Origin of the sequence: Hominimerdicola aceti (assembly GCF_025567495.1) — a bacterium.
Lineage (GTDB): Bacteria > Bacillota > Clostridia > Oscillospirales > Ruminococcaceae > Hominimerdicola > Hominimerdicola aceti.
Window position 1 is genome coordinate 26,247 of sequence record NZ_JAOQJZ010000017.1, and the last position, 17,362, is coordinate 43,608.

9 protein-coding genes and 1 tRNA gene are annotated in these 17,362 nt (G+C 40.4%); 7 read left to right on the forward strand and 3 right to left on the reverse strand.

Annotation, left to right across the window (positions count from 1 at the left end; translation table 11 throughout):
• Nucleotides 1–189 precede the first annotated feature (189 nt).
• The 5 genes from OCV57_RS13045 to OCV57_RS13065 all read left to right on the forward strand — a co-directional run bounded on the left by OCV57_RS13045 (nt 190) and on the right by OCV57_RS13065 (nt 8,392).
• On the forward strand, nt 190–615 hold the full coding sequence (locus OCV57_RS13045) for a hypothetical protein (protein WP_117924598.1): 426 nt from the start codon (nt 190–192) through the stop codon (nt 613–615).
• A 2-nt stretch (nt 616–617) separates the two neighbouring features.
• A complete protein-coding gene (mobL, locus tag OCV57_RS13050) occupies nt 618–3,827 on the forward strand; it encodes a relaxase MobL (RefSeq protein ID WP_267301912.1) in 3,210 nt (1,069 codons plus the stop codon).
• 12 nt (nt 3,828–3,839) lie between these two features.
• On the forward strand, nt 3,840–6,362 hold the full coding sequence (locus tag OCV57_RS13055; RefSeq protein WP_267301914.1) for a VirD4-like conjugal transfer protein, CD1115 family: 2,523 nt from the start codon (nt 3,840–3,842) through the stop codon (nt 6,360–6,362).
• Complete coding sequence (locus OCV57_RS13060) at nt 6,349–7,095, forward strand: helix-turn-helix domain-containing protein (protein WP_267301916.1); 747 nt, start codon at nt 6,349–6,351, stop codon at nt 7,093–7,095. The genes OCV57_RS13055 and OCV57_RS13060 overlap by 14 nt, the downstream gene beginning before the upstream one ends.
• Before the next feature lie 214 nt (nt 7,096–7,309).
• Nucleotides 7,310–8,392, forward strand: a complete 1,083-nt coding sequence (locus OCV57_RS13065) for a tyrosine-type recombinase/integrase (protein WP_267301917.1) — start codon at nt 7,310–7,312, stop codon at nt 8,390–8,392.
• A gap of 735 nt (nt 8,393–9,127) precedes the next feature.
• Here OCV57_RS13065 and OCV57_RS13070 read toward each other — a convergent pair.
• Both OCV57_RS13070 and OCV57_RS13075 read right to left on the reverse strand, forming a co-directional pair.
• Nucleotides 9,128–10,012 (reverse strand): hypothetical protein, encoded by an 885-nt coding sequence (locus OCV57_RS13070; RefSeq protein WP_267301918.1) that lies wholly within the window; start codon nt 10,010–10,012, stop codon nt 9,128–9,130.
• A gap of 855 nt (nt 10,013–10,867) precedes the next feature.
• Nucleotides 10,868–10,944: transfer RNA gene (locus OCV57_RS13075), tRNA-Arg, on the reverse strand.
• A 357-nt stretch (nt 10,945–11,301) separates the two neighbouring features.
• On the opposite strand from OCV57_RS13075, the gene nrdD reads away from it, so the two are divergent.
• Nucleotides 11,302–13,476: an anaerobic ribonucleoside-triphosphate reductase gene (gene nrdD, locus OCV57_RS13080; protein WP_022287606.1), complete on the forward strand. Its 2,175-nt coding sequence runs from the start codon at nt 11,302–11,304 to the stop codon at nt 13,474–13,476.
• A gap of 295 nt (nt 13,477–13,771) precedes the next feature.
• Entirely contained in the window at nt 13,772–14,290 is a 519-nt protein-coding gene (nrdG, locus tag OCV57_RS13085; RefSeq protein ID WP_117863310.1) for an anaerobic ribonucleoside-triphosphate reductase activating protein, read from the forward strand.
• Between the two features lie 104 nt (nt 14,291–14,394).
• Here nrdG and OCV57_RS13090 read toward each other — a convergent pair whose 3' ends face one another.
• Entirely contained in the window at nt 14,395–16,968 is a 2,574-nt protein-coding gene (locus tag OCV57_RS13090; protein ID WP_118054056.1) for a cation-translocating P-type ATPase, read from the reverse strand.
• Nucleotides 16,969–17,362: the final 394 nt, after the last annotated feature.

Genomic DNA, 17,362 nt, shown 5'->3' on the forward strand with positions numbered 1-17,362 from the left:
ATATACAAAAAATCGTATATAAATCGTATATAGAAAAAGTCCCGATGATATCACAGTATCCCACCTGAAACCTCGGTTCTACCGAGGTTTCCAGCAGGCACGATATCGTGCCTTTATGCTCTTGACCCACACCTCTAACTTAGATATCACAAAATAAAATCAAACTACACGGAAAGGTTGGATGAAAAAATGAAAAGCAAACCTATCAATAAGCTGCTGTCTTTTTCAGAACTACATTATCAAAGGTTTTTAAAGATAATGGAGCTGAACGGAATTAAAACATACAGCAATTGTCTTGCGTTTCTTATAGACAGTGCCTACAATAACATCAAACAAACACCAAACGATGAATGTTTGAAAAACATTCAAGATAACATTGAGAAGCTGCTGACGATTGCAAAAGAAAATAACAGCATGATATATCAGGAACGTGACGGAATTAATACGCTTCTGCACTTCTACGAAGTGCAGGAATTCCACTCAGCTGACAAGCGTCTGAGTGACAGCGAACCGCATGACGTCATGTCACGATCAAATGACAACTACAAGAGCATCGTACATCAGCGCTCAGTTGATAAGGGTGCAGACTCCCTGCAAGACGAACAGAGTGACTAATAATGACACCAGGAATATTTCACAAATGCAAATTCGTATACAAGTGGCGAATAAGCGGTGACGGTGGCAACAAGATATTCGATTTTCTGGACTATATGCTCCGCCCTGAAGCTTTTGAGCCGAACAAACACGCCAACGAAATGGAGTATGTATATTCAGAATTTGTGCCAAACGAGAAAAGTCAGGCTCAAAACATAAAAGCTGAACGCTCATTAGGTGCTTTCACAAGCACACAAGATAGTCTGACTCCTGCCGATATAGACAAGATACGTCAGCTTGAAGCTGTCAGCCGCTCTGAGGGCTGTCCGAAATATGCAGGAGTTATCTCATTTGATAACGCATATCTGCGGCAGAATAATTTCATAGTCGGCAATCAGCTCAACCGCCAGGCACTTATTGAAGCCGCACGAAAAGGCATTAACAAAATGATAGACAAATCAGAAAAGCTGGATGCAAGTAACTGCTACTGGGTCGGCAGCATTCACGTCAATACAGGTAATGTACATATCCATTATCAGCTTCTTGAATATCACCGACTTGAAGATAGGCGCATTACATACAAAAACAAAGGTCAAGACGATATCGAGCAGAAAGCTTTCAACGCTTTGAAAACTGAAATGACGCACTTCATTGACAAAAGTGCCGCCGCTGCTAACCTTACTGAATTTCAAAGAAACGTGCTTGCACCTCATATCAAGTCCGAGTTTGCAGGCAGTATTCAAAAAATAAACGCACTTATCGACAAGCTTCCTGATGACCTAAAAAACAGCGGCAAGCAGTGGTGGTATGCAAAACAAAATGATGTGACAAAAAACGAGATAGACAGTTGTATCAGATCTGTCATATCAGAAAATCAAACTTTGCAAATAATGTTTGACACATATCTTCATAAGCTCGACAGCACACAAGCAATGTTCCGAAACAGATACGGACAAAATTCAAGGTGGGCTGAGTATAAAGAACATCAGCTTCACGATCCGTCAGGTTTTTACTCCAGAGTAGGAAACTCATTTCTTTCTATCTGCCGTGAATACTACAACACAAAGAATGTCAATTTTGAACCACCTGAGGATCTGCATTCCCATATAGATCTTGATAATACTTCTTACTTTCCAAAAACGAAAACGTATCTGTCTGAAAAAGAAAGCGAAGGCTTTTCTGAGAAAAATGAGCCTGACTACAACAACGGTATTTCCTCGCAGAAATCAAAAGTGTATCTGTCTGAAAATAAAAAAGATGATTTAGAGGATGCTATGCCTTATGACTCTTTAGAAAACTCTGATATCCCTGATGATTTGGAAATGTACCTATCTTCAAGAAATTATGATGAGTTGTATGAACCAAATGCTCCTGACTACAGCACGGATATTTTTCCGCAAGAGCCTGAAGCGTATCTGTCTGAAAATGATAAAAGCGATCAGGCAGTGGAACGTCTACGCATAGATTGGAGCAAGAACTATAAGCTTGCCCTCGACTATATGTACGGAAATGAACAGAACAAATCAGCAGTCATAAAGAAAGACCCCGAAAAAGCTTTTGAAATACTCTCAATAGAAAGCAAAAGCGGAAATATTATCGCAACATATGACATAGGCAAGCTTTATGACAGCCAAATGCTAAAATCCAATGACGGCGATACACTAAGTCAGCAATATTACAGCAAAGCCTTTGAAGATTTTCACAAGCTGCTGTCCATAGTAAGCATGAGTGATGACAAACGTGATAATTGGACAAAGTCCTATCTCAACTATCGCATAGGTAAAATGTATGAATATGGTCTTGGAGTTACTCAAGACTATAACTCAGCCATAGAGCATTATAAGCTGTCTGAAAACAAATATGCTTTTTTTGCTCTCGGTAACATATACAAATACGGCTCTGGTGTTGAAACAGACTATGCCAAAGCATTTGACTATTATATGCGCTCACTAAGCAGCAAAGGCGGAATGCCGTTCGCAAGTTATGCCGTAGGACAAGCTTATGAACTGGGTCAAGGAGTAGAAAAAGACCTATCAAGTGCGCATAATTTTTACGCTGAAGCTTTAAATGGTTTAGAGAAAGTATTCACGAAAAACCATGACGATAATATCAGCTACAAGATAGGTATGATGTATCTGAATAGCAAAGGAACGGATATAGACCTTGAATGTGCTGAAAAATATCTGCTGCTCTCGGCGGACTCCAATAACTATAAAGCACAATATATGCTCGGTAAGCTCTATCAGAGCGACAACAAAAAAGATCTTCAAAAGGCTGAAAAAGTCCTGATAAAGGGTGCTGAAAACGCACAGGATAAAACAGGATTGTGTGAATATAGTCTTGGCAAGCTGTATCTTTCACAAGAGAGATATGACAAGGCGGCATCATACTTGGAACGTTCAGCAGCAAAAGATAATTACTATGCAGCATACACTCTCGGAAAACTCTATCAGGAGCAATTCAATGACAATGCTCTTGCAGAAAAGCACCTCATGCACGCTGCTGAGCATAAGGATGATGTTATGGGAATAGCAGCGTACCGCCTTGGTAAATTGTATCTTTCATTTCAGGAAAAAAGAAAAGCATTGCAGTATTTCATCAAAGCCGCAGACAAGGATAACACATACGGAATGTATGCTGCAGGGAAAATTCTTCTTGATAGCAGAAAATCAACAGAAGTTTCAAAAGGAATACGCTACCTTTCATCAGCCGCCGATAAGGACTTTGAGCCTGCGATATACACTATGGGCAAATACTATAGCTCATTCAATAATACAAAAGCTAAAGAATACCTTAAGCGTTCTGCGTTTGAATACAACGATCCAAATGCACAGTATATTCTTGGAAAAGTGTATCTGTCTGAAAATAAAAACGAAATGGCTGAAAAGTGCTTCCGTCAGTGCGCTTTAAACGGCAACAACAGTGGACAGCTCGCTTATGGTTTAATGCTGCTTCGTGACGGTCAAAAGAAAGCAGCATATCAATGGCTGAGAAAGTCAGCACGCTCAGGCAATGACATTGCTAAAAAGATAATAAGCGGTAAAAAAGCGGATATACCATTTGAGTTCAGACTTGCAGGCTGTATGCAGGCGCAGAGGACACTTCTTCATAAATCATCAAGTATGCTGCGCAACGCCCTTAAATCTGAAGAAGCAAAAACCGCACGTCTTATGAGAGAATTTGAGATCGAGCAGGAAATGGCGAAAGCAAAAGAACAATATCATAGCATATAAAGGGGAACTAATATGGATCTTGAAAAACTTAAGCGCATAAAAAATCTTATCATCGCAAAAATTCTTTTTGTATTTGGCTGGATCTATGATCTTGCTATGCGTATTTTAAATGCGGTGAATAAAACACCTATTGAAAAAGACAAAGACCGCCGAAATATCAGAATAAAACAATTTGCAATAGCTACATCGATACTGTATGTGATCTTTAACAGCATTTTTATTTACATCTTTAAAAGTATGCGCAGGGTAAGCCTTAACGGACGCTCTGGTGAATACACAAGCACTCACTTTATGCCGTGGAACATCATTGTTCCGTCAGGATTTATGATGTTCATTTTTGAAATTATCCTGGCAATGGTAGTAGGCTTGTGTATAACAGTAAAGCTCCATACTCTGTGGCGTATGAAGAATGACAGCAAGGACATCAAGGGTGATAATAAATTCATGGAAGATAATGAGCTTCTTGAACACTTTCAGGCAGTCCCTATGGATAATATAAAGTCAGCAGAACAAGCTGGTATGCTCATTGGTGAAAGCAATGGTATGTACTATGTTGAAACTGGCACATACAACACTATGATAGTAGGCGCTCCTCGTTCTGGTAAAGGCGAATGCTATGTGCTGCCAAGTATGCGGCTTATGGCTAACTCAAAAAATAAGCCCTCGCTTATCATAAACGATATGAAAGGCGAGTTGCTTGAACTGACATATGAAGATTTTGCAAATAACGGATATAAGATAGTCACTCTTAATCTTATCGATACGGACCGATCTGATTGTTGGAATCCTCTACAACTTATCATTGACGAATATCTCGCTGCAAAACGGAGCGGAAGCAACGATCTTTCACAAACCTCTAAGCTTGTCAGCTCGTTTGCCCACTGTCTTACAGACGATGTACAAAGTGAAGCAATATGGACAGACTCTGCAAGGTCACTTTTAAGCGCCCTGATATACTATTTTCTTGATAAAGGCTATGAAAAAGGTGATATGTCAAACGTTAATATGTACAGCATAACAACATTCTTTACTGAATTTGGCGTATACAATACTGTGATCGAGGACGAAAGCGGCAATAAGAAAATGGTCAATGCTCTCGATGAGCTGTTCAATGCGCTGCCTGTGGGCTGTCTTGCAAGAACATCCTATTCAACGTCAAAGTTCTCCCAGGGCGACACACGTTCATCAATATACACTGTCCTCTCTGCAGACCTTGAGATATTCATGACGGATATGGGTGTTCAAAAGCTGACATCTAAAAATGAAATAAACTTTGCTGACCTTATCAATGAAGATCAGCCTTGCATAATATATATGCTTGTGCCGTATGAAGAAAAATCACGTTATGTAATAGCTTCAATGTTTGCAGACCAATCCTTTATGTACCTTGCAAAGCAGGCAAGAAAATACCAGGGCGGAAAATTGCCACGAAAAATAGAGTATATCTACGATGAGTTTGGTCAAATGACAAAGCTTCCTGACCTCAGCAGCAAAATGAACGCTTCTCCAGGAGCTAATATTCTGTTCAATCTTTTTCTGCAGGACTATGGTCAGCTCAAAAAGTATGATAAAGAAGAGGACGGCATAAAGGGTGCTTGCAATATTCAGATATACATACTCTCTCTTAACGGAAACACAAACAAAGCGTTTTCCGAAATGATAGGAAACGAGACCGTAAACTATCTTACATTCAGCGGCAGCCTATACGGCTTTATTGATCACCAAGGTGAACACGTTGACCGCAAGGCTCTGCTCGATACAACACAGCTCTCAAAGTTGCCGTTCGGCACTGCCATAGTGAAGAAAATGCGCTGTGAGCCAATACGAACTAATATCACGCCTTATCACCTTATCGAGAATAAGCCGCCAAGAATACCTGTAGAAAATCTGCCTATAAGAAACCATAACATAGACCTCTCTGCTGTGCTTTACCCATATGATGAGCTTTGGGACAGTTTGGGCGTTATAGGCAATCAGTATAGACTTGATAAGCTGAAAAATAATGCAGAAAGTGCTATGAACAAATACTATATGCAGCTTAATGATATTGAGAAAATAAAAGCTGCAGGCGGAGCAGTTTCTGAGCTTGTGTATAAGACTGCATTGGATCTTGAAAAACAGGCAAGTCAGGCGCAGCGTCAGGTCATAGAGTATCAGCAGCATATCCAACAGCTAAAAGAATTTCGTGATAATGAAGCACGAAAAATATTTGCCCAGGCTTATTCTGACAATGGCTTTCAGGATGACGAGGACGGCTTTGATGAAAGCACAGACGAGCTTTATCTCCCCGATGACTTCCCTGCTTCTCAAAGCGAACTCCCATATGTAGATATATCTGCACTGCTCTATAAGGTCAATGGACTTGCAGGAGATGAGCTTAGTAGCCTTATTGAAAAGAAAAACTATGCCGCTGCAAGGGGCTACATAAAGAAAATACAGAAACGTCCTGATATACGCAGCAATTTTGTTGCCGATGAATGGGCGGCACTGGAACAATACATTAATAATGAGGAATTGAAAAATGCGAATACCTAACAGCTTTGTTACACGTTTTACACAGGCAGCAGACTTGAAGCTTGCCTGTGTATTCTATAGTCTTATCCACAAGAATACAAAAAGAAATCTGCTTGGCTATGAGATCACAGTCAAGCAGTCAACCCTTATGTCACTATGCGGTTGTTCGTTGTCAACGGTAAAGCGTACAGTCCGTTCTCTCAGCAAATGCGGTTTCATAAAATCACAGAAACGTCAAATGACTACACCCGGCAAGCTCGGAACATATACATACACTATTGATGCCGTATCTACAGCTTCTAAATATTTCACCATGGATAAAAAGCTTATGAGCAGATTGAATGGAAATGAATTCAGAGTTTATGCAGTGTGCTGTAAGCTGGCTGACAGCTCGCACAAGAGTTTTTTCCAAAGCTATAATGATCTATCTAAGCTTCTTGGCATGAGCCGTCAGGACGTTCTCAGGACGATAGAAAAGCTTGTAAAAGGCAAATTCATTCGTAAGAAGAAAATCAGAACTCGTGCAGGTGATTTTACAGACAACACATATACTGTCTGCATATATGTTCCTCACAGCAGAATAAAAAAAGCCCCCCGCCGCTCAAGCAGGAGGCAGAGCATTCATTGCTTTACAATGAACACACCCATTAAAAACACAAGTTCATTGTATAACAAAAGTTCGGCTTTGTCAATAGGTTTTAAGAAAAAAATGCGGCTTTTAGAGATTTTTTTCTTAAAAAGGGGTAGTGGGTAAAATGAACTGTCTATAACTGACCCATTCTTGATTATCTGTCTGAAATCAAATAATTGATTTTGGTTTATATACTTAGTTATTATCAAAGTTATTGATGAGTATTTGTTTTTTATGTGAAATTCGCTTTTTTCTTTCAGACAGATATCAATTCAAGCTGTCAAAATGCCTGTTTTTGTAATATAATTAATTTATTATATCAAAAAAGGGGATCATTATGACTATCGAAGAACTAATTGACGAAAAAACAAAACTTGAAAAACTTGTGATACAGCTTGCAGGAGAAAACCAACAGCTTAAAGACAAGTTGTCGGCTAAAAAAGCTAGTGACACTCCGTTCGCCGATCTGCTTGAAACGTGGCTGCACAACAAAAAAATGTCTGTAAAAGCCAACACATATGAAGCTTACTGCACCCAGGTCAATCACCACCTTGTGCCGTATTTTCGCGGCAAGGGTACAATGCTTTCTCAGCTCACGCCAGCAGTGCTTGAAGAATATTATTTCACAAAGCTTCAATCAGGCTTATCAGGCTCAACCATCAGGAAACATCATTCAAACATCAAGATGGCGCTGAAATTTGCCGTAAAGAACGGATTGACAGACCAAAATGCCGCACTTCTTGCAGAACTTCCCTCCTGCGACAAGTTCTGTGGTAACTTTCTCAACACAGAGCAATTTGATCTTGTTCTCAGCAAAATAAAACACACTGCAATTTACACACCTGTGTTTATAGCAGGAACAATGGGGCTTAGGCGCAGTGAAGTTTTGGGGCTGCGTTGGTCGGATATCAATTTTGAGCAGCGCACTATGTGCATTCAACATACTGTGGTCAAATGCGTCAAAAACCATAAAACTACGCTTATATTTTCAGACGTGCCTAAAACAAGGTCAAGCCGCCGCACACTTCCGCTGCCTGACAGTGTATACAGCTACTTGAAATGGCTCAAACACAAGCAGTGCTTGTCTTATGCAGCTAACAGGAGCAGCTATTCACGGCAATATTTACAATACATATGCGTTGATAGCAAGGGCATTCTTATACAGCCTGATGAGCTTTCTGTCCGTTACATCAGACTAATGAACGAAATGCACCTCAGATGCCGCTTTCACGATCTTCGCCACACTTGCGCTTCCCTGCTCGTTCAACATGGCGTTCCCATGAAAGCCGTATCTGCATGGCTTGGACACAGCAGTTTGGCAGTGACGAGCGATATCTACACTCACTTAACATTTCAGGAGAAGCTTAACGTTGCTAACACTATTGAAGATTACATGAAAGATGTGAATGTGTCACCGTGACACATTCATAATTTTTCACATTGTACATAACATAAATAAAAAGACCTCTCAGAGCATAAACGCCCTGAGAAGTCTTAACAATGTTGACAATCAACTCAAATTGTGCTATATTAAAAATAGATGAGGCAACACAACTTACTAAGTTGGTTGTCTGTGATTATTTAAAATAACCGTTTAGTTTGACAGGCTAGCACGGTTATTTTTTTTGCTCTTTTATAATGTTGCCCAAAACCCAAACAAGCAAAATGGTCAGTGCTAAAATTGGTACATCCACTTGGCAATTACCTCCTTTCCTTTAGTATCTGAAAGCAGGTCTGCTTTTTATTTCCTCATCCAAGTAATATTATACTACAAAATTTTCTTGCCGTCAAACTTTGAAACGAACAAAAACCGATTTTTTTATTATTTTTTGAAAAGATGCGATAAATCGACCTTTTTTCACTAATTTTCCACTTTAGGCTAAAATTTTAGTATATCACACAAAAAAATAAAAGTCAAATTTTTCACTAACAATTTTAAAAAAGTTTTTTTCACTATTAAAAAGACAAAAAACATGTTATCTTTTATCTTTATTTCTATAAATATAAAATAAAAAATATGAGTTTAACACATAAATACTCAAAACTTAACTATTTTAGTAAAGAACGTCCTGGTGTGTCATCGTGACACATAGGGAGTTTTTATTTGCAATCAAACACTTGCACAGTATATCAACATACGAAATCGCTATATGAATTAAAATGTAAATCTTATCACTTCTGCATTTTTTAATTTTTGTTTCCATTTAGCAAAAAACTCCGTTTTGTAAAAACCTTCATTTTCCCACGTTTTATAAGCCTCAGTACAAAACGGAGAATTACTATGAAGGGGGTCTGTTGAATTCTTATATTCATCGGGAATCTCATAATAATATTCTTTTAAATCTATAATTGCAGGAGTTGCGTAATACGAATAAATCAAATCATACTTTAATTCAATTTTTAAAACATCAAAGGAAAAATCAAATAAGACATCACTAAACCATAAAGACAGCTTTTCATCTTCAATATTTAAGCGGCGGTGGCAGTTACGACAAGTGTTGTAGCACAAATAATCCTTGTCATTATACGTTAAATTGCCTTTATCATCATAGGACTCAGTTATAAATACGGGCATATCATACCCGAATTTGTCATGAAGATATTCATACAGATATGAAATCACCGGATTTGATTTATTCATAACCATTATGTCTTTTAAGGGCAGGATAGAAAAGTTTCTAAAAGGAAAAAAATCATTAGAACCATCGTCTATATAATATTCATAACAAGATATTTTAAACACAACAGGCGTTTCTTCCCAGCAATGAGGACACTTGATGTTCGCAATACATAGATACAAATATTGATTAATAATATCTATATTATTATCAAAGAACTTATCAAACTCTTGTAATTCAATAGTATTTATACCCTGAACTTCTTTTCCATAGTAGTAAGATTCCTTATAGTACGGTATCCATTCGCATAATGCATTTAAATGTTTTCGATCAGCACACCACTTTTTGATTTTATCGTCCCAGACAGCACCTCTGGATTTGACAATATCATATTGATATTCAGGAACCTCAAGGATAACCACAAGAAACAACTCCATTTTTGAAAAATATTTTTTCGAAAAAAGTTTCTAAAATGTCAAGACCAAGAAAGTGTGTCACGGTGACACACTAGGGGTCATTTTGCATTTATATATAAAAGATATATTCCCCACCATTAATTTCCGCAAAAGTATTGACAAATTGACAAAATGGTGGTATAATTAATATACAGAGGAAATTTAGAGGGCATAAAAAATTGCACCCTCTAAGGCTTATAAACTCCGCCAAGAATTTATAAGCCCAGCAGCACAGATGTTACAGCAACTGTGGAGCTTTCAGAGAATGCTATCCTCGTGCTCTATTATAGCACGTTGGAAATAGATTGTCAAGGGCTTTTCACGATGTCAAACATCTGGAAAGCTCTTTTTGCTTTTAGCTGCTGATTCAACTCGTCAAAAATGCAGCTTGAAAATCGAATATCGTAAGTCCTCAAATAAGATTGAGATGAGGTCAACTGATGTGAAACACAAGCACAACAAGACATTGAGTTGTCTTTAAGTCGCTTAGAGCCATGACGTTCGTTACTGTTCAATCACGCCGATCAGGCATTCTTGACATTACAGAACATGAACACGAGCCAGCCAGTAACAGTTAAGCTAACTGCAAGCCTATGTGCCGACGCCACTATGAATTAACATCAGATGATTCGCTTAAGCTCCACAATGTGCAGCTGCCTTGACAAGGTCTAAGAGCGAAACGAAACAAATGTCACAAAACATATCCTAGCTTGTTACTACAAGCTTTCATATATGCTCAGCAAGGATACTTAAAGATACTTGCTGAGGAAAGTCCACATTTTTATATCCTGTGGATTTTCCTTTGTGAGTATCAAAAATGATTGGTGCGCCAGAAGGGACTCGAACCCCCGACCTACTGGTTCGTAGCCAGTCACTCTATCCAGCTGAGCTACTGGCGCATTCAACTCTAATATTATATCATATGCAAGCACCCTTGTCAACAAGTTAATTGAATTTCTTCACTTATTTTACATAATGTTCACATCTTTTCTTGTAGCTTCACACCTTTATCCTCCCTTTAAATGCCATTGTTTTTCACACTTTTTGTCAATCAAGTGTTTGTAATCATTTGTAATACTTTTTCGGCAAACTGCTCTGTTTTTAACCGGAATTTTTGTAGATTATTTATCATTCTATGCCCTTGACTTATATTCTGATTGTGGTATAATAGTAAATGTTCAATATTATGTTATGATAAAAGCAGTCAACCACAATATATAGTGGTTGAACAGGATAGAATGAAAGGAAGAGTATAGGTGAAGATAATAAAAAGAAGCGGCGCTGAGAATACGTTCGATAAGGAAAAGATAGAAAATGCCGTTGCGAAAGCTAATATCACTGTGGAGGAAAAGGATAGGCTCTCTGAGGGAGAAATAGGAGAGATAGCACAGAATATAGAGGACAAATGCTCTGAAATGAATAGGGCTATGGACGTTGAAACTATTCAGGACTGGGTGGAAGCCGATATCATGCGCCACGGCAAGTATACAGTGGCAAAGCATTATATCACCTACCGCTATGAGCGTTCTATCGTCAGACAGGCTAATACTACTGACAAGCAGATACTTTCTCTTCTTAACTTCGAGAACGAGGAAGTCAAGCAGGAAAATTCCAATAAGAACCCTACTGTCAATTCAGTTCAGAGGGATTATATGGCAGGTGAAGTGAGCAAGGATATCACAAGAAGATTTTTGCTTCCTGACGATATAGTTGAAGCTCACGAAAAAGGTCTGATACATTTCCACGACGCCGATTATTTCGCTCAGCATATGCACAACTGCTGTCTTGTAAATCTTGAGGATATGCTCCAGAACGGCACCGTCATAAGCGAGGTCATGATAGAAAAGCCACACAGCTTCTCTACAGCCTGCAATATCGCTACACAATCTATCGCTCAGATAGCTTCTTCACAGTATGGCGGACAGAGTATCACACTTTCCCACCTTGCTCCGTTCGTTCAGATATCCCGTGATAAATACCGCCGTGAGGTAAAAAAGGAGTTCGCAGAGCTTAATATCCCTGCCGACGAGGATACTATAAATAAGGTAGCCGAAATGAGAGTAAAGGCTGAGATAGTTCAGGGCGTTCAGATGATACAGTATCAGGTCATCACTCTTATGACAACAAATGGTCAAGCACCTTTCGTTACTGTTTTCATGTACCTTGACGAGGTGCCTGAGGGTCAGACAAGAGATGACCTTGCGGCTATCATAGAGGAAATGCTCAGACAGCGTATCCAAGGCGTAAAGAACGAAAAGGGCGTCTATATAACACCTGCGTTTCCTAAGCTAATATATGTCCTTGAAGAGGACAACATAAGAGAAGGCTCAAAATATTGGGAGCTTACAAAGCTTGCTGCAAAGTGTACCGCAAAGAGAATGGTGCCTGACTATATAAGCGAAAAGAAAATGAAGGAGCTTAAGGTAGACAAGAACGGAAATGGTCAGTGCTACCCTTGCATGGGCTGCAGAAGCTTCCTTACAACATATCTTGACGAAAACGGCAAGCCTAAATATTACGGCAGATTCAATCAGGGCGTTGTTACAATAAACCTTGTGGACGTTGCCTGCTCGTCATATAAGGATATGGATAAGTTCTGGAAGATATTTGATGAAAGACTTGAACTTTGCAGACGTGCGCTTATGCTCCGTCACGAAAGACTTAAAGGCACTCCGTCAGACGTTGCGCCTATCCTTTGGCAGAACGGTGCATTGGCAAGGCTTAAAAAGGGCGAAACAATCGACAAGCTCCTGTTCGGCGGATATTCCACCATATCACTTGGCTATGCAGGTCTTTGCGAATGCGTAAGATACATGACAGGCAAGTCACACACAGACCCTTCAGCAACGCCTTTTGCACTTGAAGTTATGCAGCACCTTAATGACGCCTGCGCAAAGTGGAGAGCAGAAACAAACATAGATTTCAGCCTTTACGGCACGCCATTGGAGTCCACAACATACAAATTTGCAAGATGTTTGCAGAAGCGTTTCGGTGTTATCGAGGGTGTAACAGACAGAAACTACATCACAAACAGCTATCATATCCATGTTACCGAGAACATCGACGCATTTGACAAGCTCACATTCGAGTCACAGTTCCAGGCTCTCTCACCAGGAGGAGCTATCAGCTATGTGGAAGTGCCGAATATGCAGAACAACATAGAGGCTGTTCTTGCAGTTATGCAGCATATTTACGACAACATCATGTATGCAGAGCTTAACACAAAGAGCGACTACTGTCAGAAGTGCGGTTTTGACGGTGAGATAAAGATAGTAGAAGATGACGGCAAGCTTGTATGGGAGTGTCCGAACTGCGGCAACAGAGATCAGAACACTCTGAACGTTGCAAGGCGCACCTGCGGCTACATCGGCACGCAGTTCTGGAATCAGGGCAGGACTCAAGAGATAAAGGAGAGAGTTTTGCATTTGTGATTTTTTAGAAAACCCAAAAATTTTTTCTAGCAAAAACGAAAATATGACAAAACCCAAAAATTTTTTCTAGCAAAATCGAAAATTTTTGAACATTATAGCCGTTAAAACTCAAAAGTTCAAAAATCAAAACTCGTCAGAAAAATGAACATTATAGCAAGGAAAACTCAAAAACTCAAAACTGCAAAATCCGAAAATAATGAACATTATTCCTGACATAAAACAGCAAACAGCATATAACTATCGGGGCAATACAAAATCGTATTGCCCTGCGTTGTATATACGAAAGGAGCGGAAAATGAATTATTGTGAGATAAAGAAAACCGATATCGCCAATGGCTCAGGTGTGAGGGTCACGCTGTTCGTATCAGGCTGCAGACACCACTGCAAGGGCTGTTTTCAACCTGACACTTGGAACTTTGACTACGGCAAACCTTTCACCGATACCACCGCAGACGAGATACTTAACGCCCTCTCAAAGGGCTATATAAAAGGACTTACTCTCTTAGGCGGCGAGCCTATGGAGCCGGAGAACCAGCCTGAGCTTACAAAGCTCCTCCGCCGTGTGAAAACCGAACTTCCTGACAAGGACGTGTGGTGCTACACAGGCTGTACCCTTGAAACAGACCTGCTTGCAGGCTCAAAGTCACCATACAGAACACAGTACACAGACGAAATGCTGAGCCTTATCGACTACCTCGTTGACGGCGAATTTGTTCTCGAAAAGAAAAACATCTCATTGAAATTCAGAGGATCTGAAAATCAGAGGATACTTCATAAAAAAGACGGCATTTGGCTGCCTTGCGAAGATATGTAAAACAAAACCGCTCCCCGTGACATCACGAAGAGCGGTTATTTTTATTGCGTAGTTGCGACCTAAGGTCGCACCCCTTGAAACTTTTATAAGATAACTCTACAGCCTTACTTTTCAGACTTTGTAAAGAATATCGCCTTTATAAGCTGGATAACGAGCATAGAGCCAAAGCTCAGAATGTATATCCATGCAAACTGCATACCTGTCATGTCTGCTATCTTGAAAAGTCCCTTGAGTTGTGGAACGAGCAGAACGGAGTTTAAAAATACCATTCCAAGGCCGAACGCCATAAGACCGAACTTGTTGTTGAAAAAGTCCTTTGAGAAGATAACAGGACCTTTTTTCTTGCACGAGAATCCGTGGAACAATCTTGCAGAGCAAAGCACTGCGAATGCCATCGTCATACCAAGAGCTGCGCTTGTCTTGTTTCCCATAAGGAAAGCCGAAGCTACTGCTATCGCTATAACTACGCCATACAATGCTATCTCGCCCAGGAAAGGACGTGTGAGTATAGATTCGTTTGCGTTTCTTGGCTTGCGTTTCATGACCTCTTCGGAGTGAGGTTCAAGACCCAAACCGATAGCAGGAAGCGAGTCTGTAAGCAGATTAATAAACAGCAAATGTATTGCCGCAAACGGAACAGGAAGTCCAAGCAGTGAGTTGAAAAGCACCACAAGAATTGCCGCAAAGTTGCCCGAAAGCAGGAAGAGTATAGCCTTTTTAATGTTCTCGTAAATGTTTCTTCCGTTTCTTATGGCCTTGACTATAGTTGCAAAGTTATCGTCTGCAAGCACCATTGAGGCAGCGTCCTTTGAAACCTCAGTTCCTGTGATGCCCATTGCAACGCCCACATCAGCCTGCTTTAACGCAGGTGCGTCGTTCACTCCGTCGCCTGTCATGGAAACTATACAGCCGTTTGCCTGCCAAGCCTTTACGATCCTTATTTTATGCTCAGGTGTAACACGAGCGTAAACAGCCTTGTCCTTTACAAAGTCAACAAGCTCTTCGTCTGAATAAGCGTCAAGCTCGTGACCCTCAACAGCCTTTGAGTTGTCGTCAAGAATACCTATCTCACGGGCAATAGCCGAAGCCGTAACGATATGGTCGCCTGTTATCATGACTGGCTTTATGCCTGCCTTGCGGCATTCCGCAACAGCCGCCTTTGATTCCTCTCTCGGAGGATCCATCATAGCAATAAGACCGACAAACTCCAATCCGTCCTCGTCCTCTGGACATACGGTATCCTTGTCGAATTTTTTCTCTGCAAATGCAAGTATACGCAGACCTTTTTCCGAAAGCTCTGCCACACGCTGGGTTATAACAGCCTTTTCCTCGTCGCTTGAAGTTATCCTGTTTATAAGAACGTCAGCCGCACCCTTTACATATAGCACCTTCTCGCCGTCGATAACGTGCAGAGTTGACATAAGCTTTCTGTCTGAATCAAATGGTATCTCAGAAATTCTAGGGAGATCTTCCCTCACCTTGTCAGTGTCGATACCAAGCTTTGTGCCGAAGTTGATAAGCGCCGTTTCAGTCGGGTCGCCTATCTCAACGCCGTCCTTACAGCTTGAATCGTTGCAAAGGATCATGGCTCTTGTCATAGTCTTGACCTTTTCATCATCAAGATCAACAGCGTCAGTGTCGATTATCCTGCCATCTACCATTATTTTTCTGACCGTCATCTTGTTCTGTGTCAGTGTACCGGTCTTGTCAGAGCATATTACAGAAACACTGCCCAAGCCCTCAACAGCCTGAAGCTTTCTTATGATAGCATTTTCCTTTGACATTTTCTGTGTGCCGAAAGAAAGCACAATAGTAACGATAGAGCTGAGAGCCTCAGGAATAGCCGCAACAGCAAGTGCGATAGCGAACATGAACGAATCCATAAGCTTGCCGCCACGAAGCACACTAAGTCCGAACACTACTGCACAGACAATAAGTATAGCAATGGAAAGTTTCTTGCCGAACTCGTCAAGCGTGTTTTGGAGAGGCGTTTTTCTCTCTGATGCGTTCTGAATAAGCGAGGCTATCTTGCCCACCTCAGTGTCCATACCAACCTCAGTGACAAGCATTTTTCCTCTGCCGTATGTGACAAAAGAGCCTGAATAAACCATGTTAGCACGCTCAGCAAGAGGCTTTTCGCCCTCTATATCGCTCATATCCTTGTCGATATTAACGCTCTCGCCTGTGAGCGCAGACTCGTTCACCTGAACAGACGCGCATTCTATCAGCCTGCCGTCTGCACATATCTGGTCGCCTGCTTCGATAAGAAGAATGTCGCCCACTGCGATCTCCTCAGAGGGGATAATTACCTTTTCGCCGTTACGAAGCGCCTTAGCCGTCGGTGCAGAAAGCTTTTTAAGGTTCGTCAGTGACTTTTCAGCCTTGACGGTCTGAACTGTACCCAAAATAGCGTTCATTGTGATAACAACGAGAATTACCGCACAGCTCTCAACGTCTTTCATGAAAGCTGAAACTATCGCAGCAATAATGAGTATAAGCACAAGGAAGTCCTTATACTGCTCTAAAAAAATCACGGGAATGGACTTTTTCTTGCCCTCCGTGATAACATTTCGCCCGAACTTTTCGCAGTTTTTCACTGCCTGCTCGGTTGAAAGACCATTTTCACCTGATGAAAACTCAGTGTAAAGCTGGTCAAGTTTTTTCTGATACTGCTTCATAAAATACCACCTTTTTTATTTTTTCCTGTAAACATTGCCGATATACCCTTCAAAGCCTCCTTTTCTCATAGGCTCAGTAAAATAAACGCATAAAAAATCGGCAAGACGTTTATTGGGTAAACTGCGCCTGTGGCAATTTAATCAATAAAAGTCTCGCCGTTTAGATATGCAGCGGTCCCTCATCGGAACGTACTGACGCAAACATAAACGGATCTCTCCGCCAGCTACTCTCTTTTACTATGAGGTTATTATAACCTATATTTTTGATTTTGTCAATAGTTTTTTATATATTTTATTGTAAATTCGTGTAGTGCTACAATAGATATTGGACAAAATTAAGAAAAAAGAAAAGAGAGATAGACAAAAATCTGATAATATAAAGTTACCACACAAA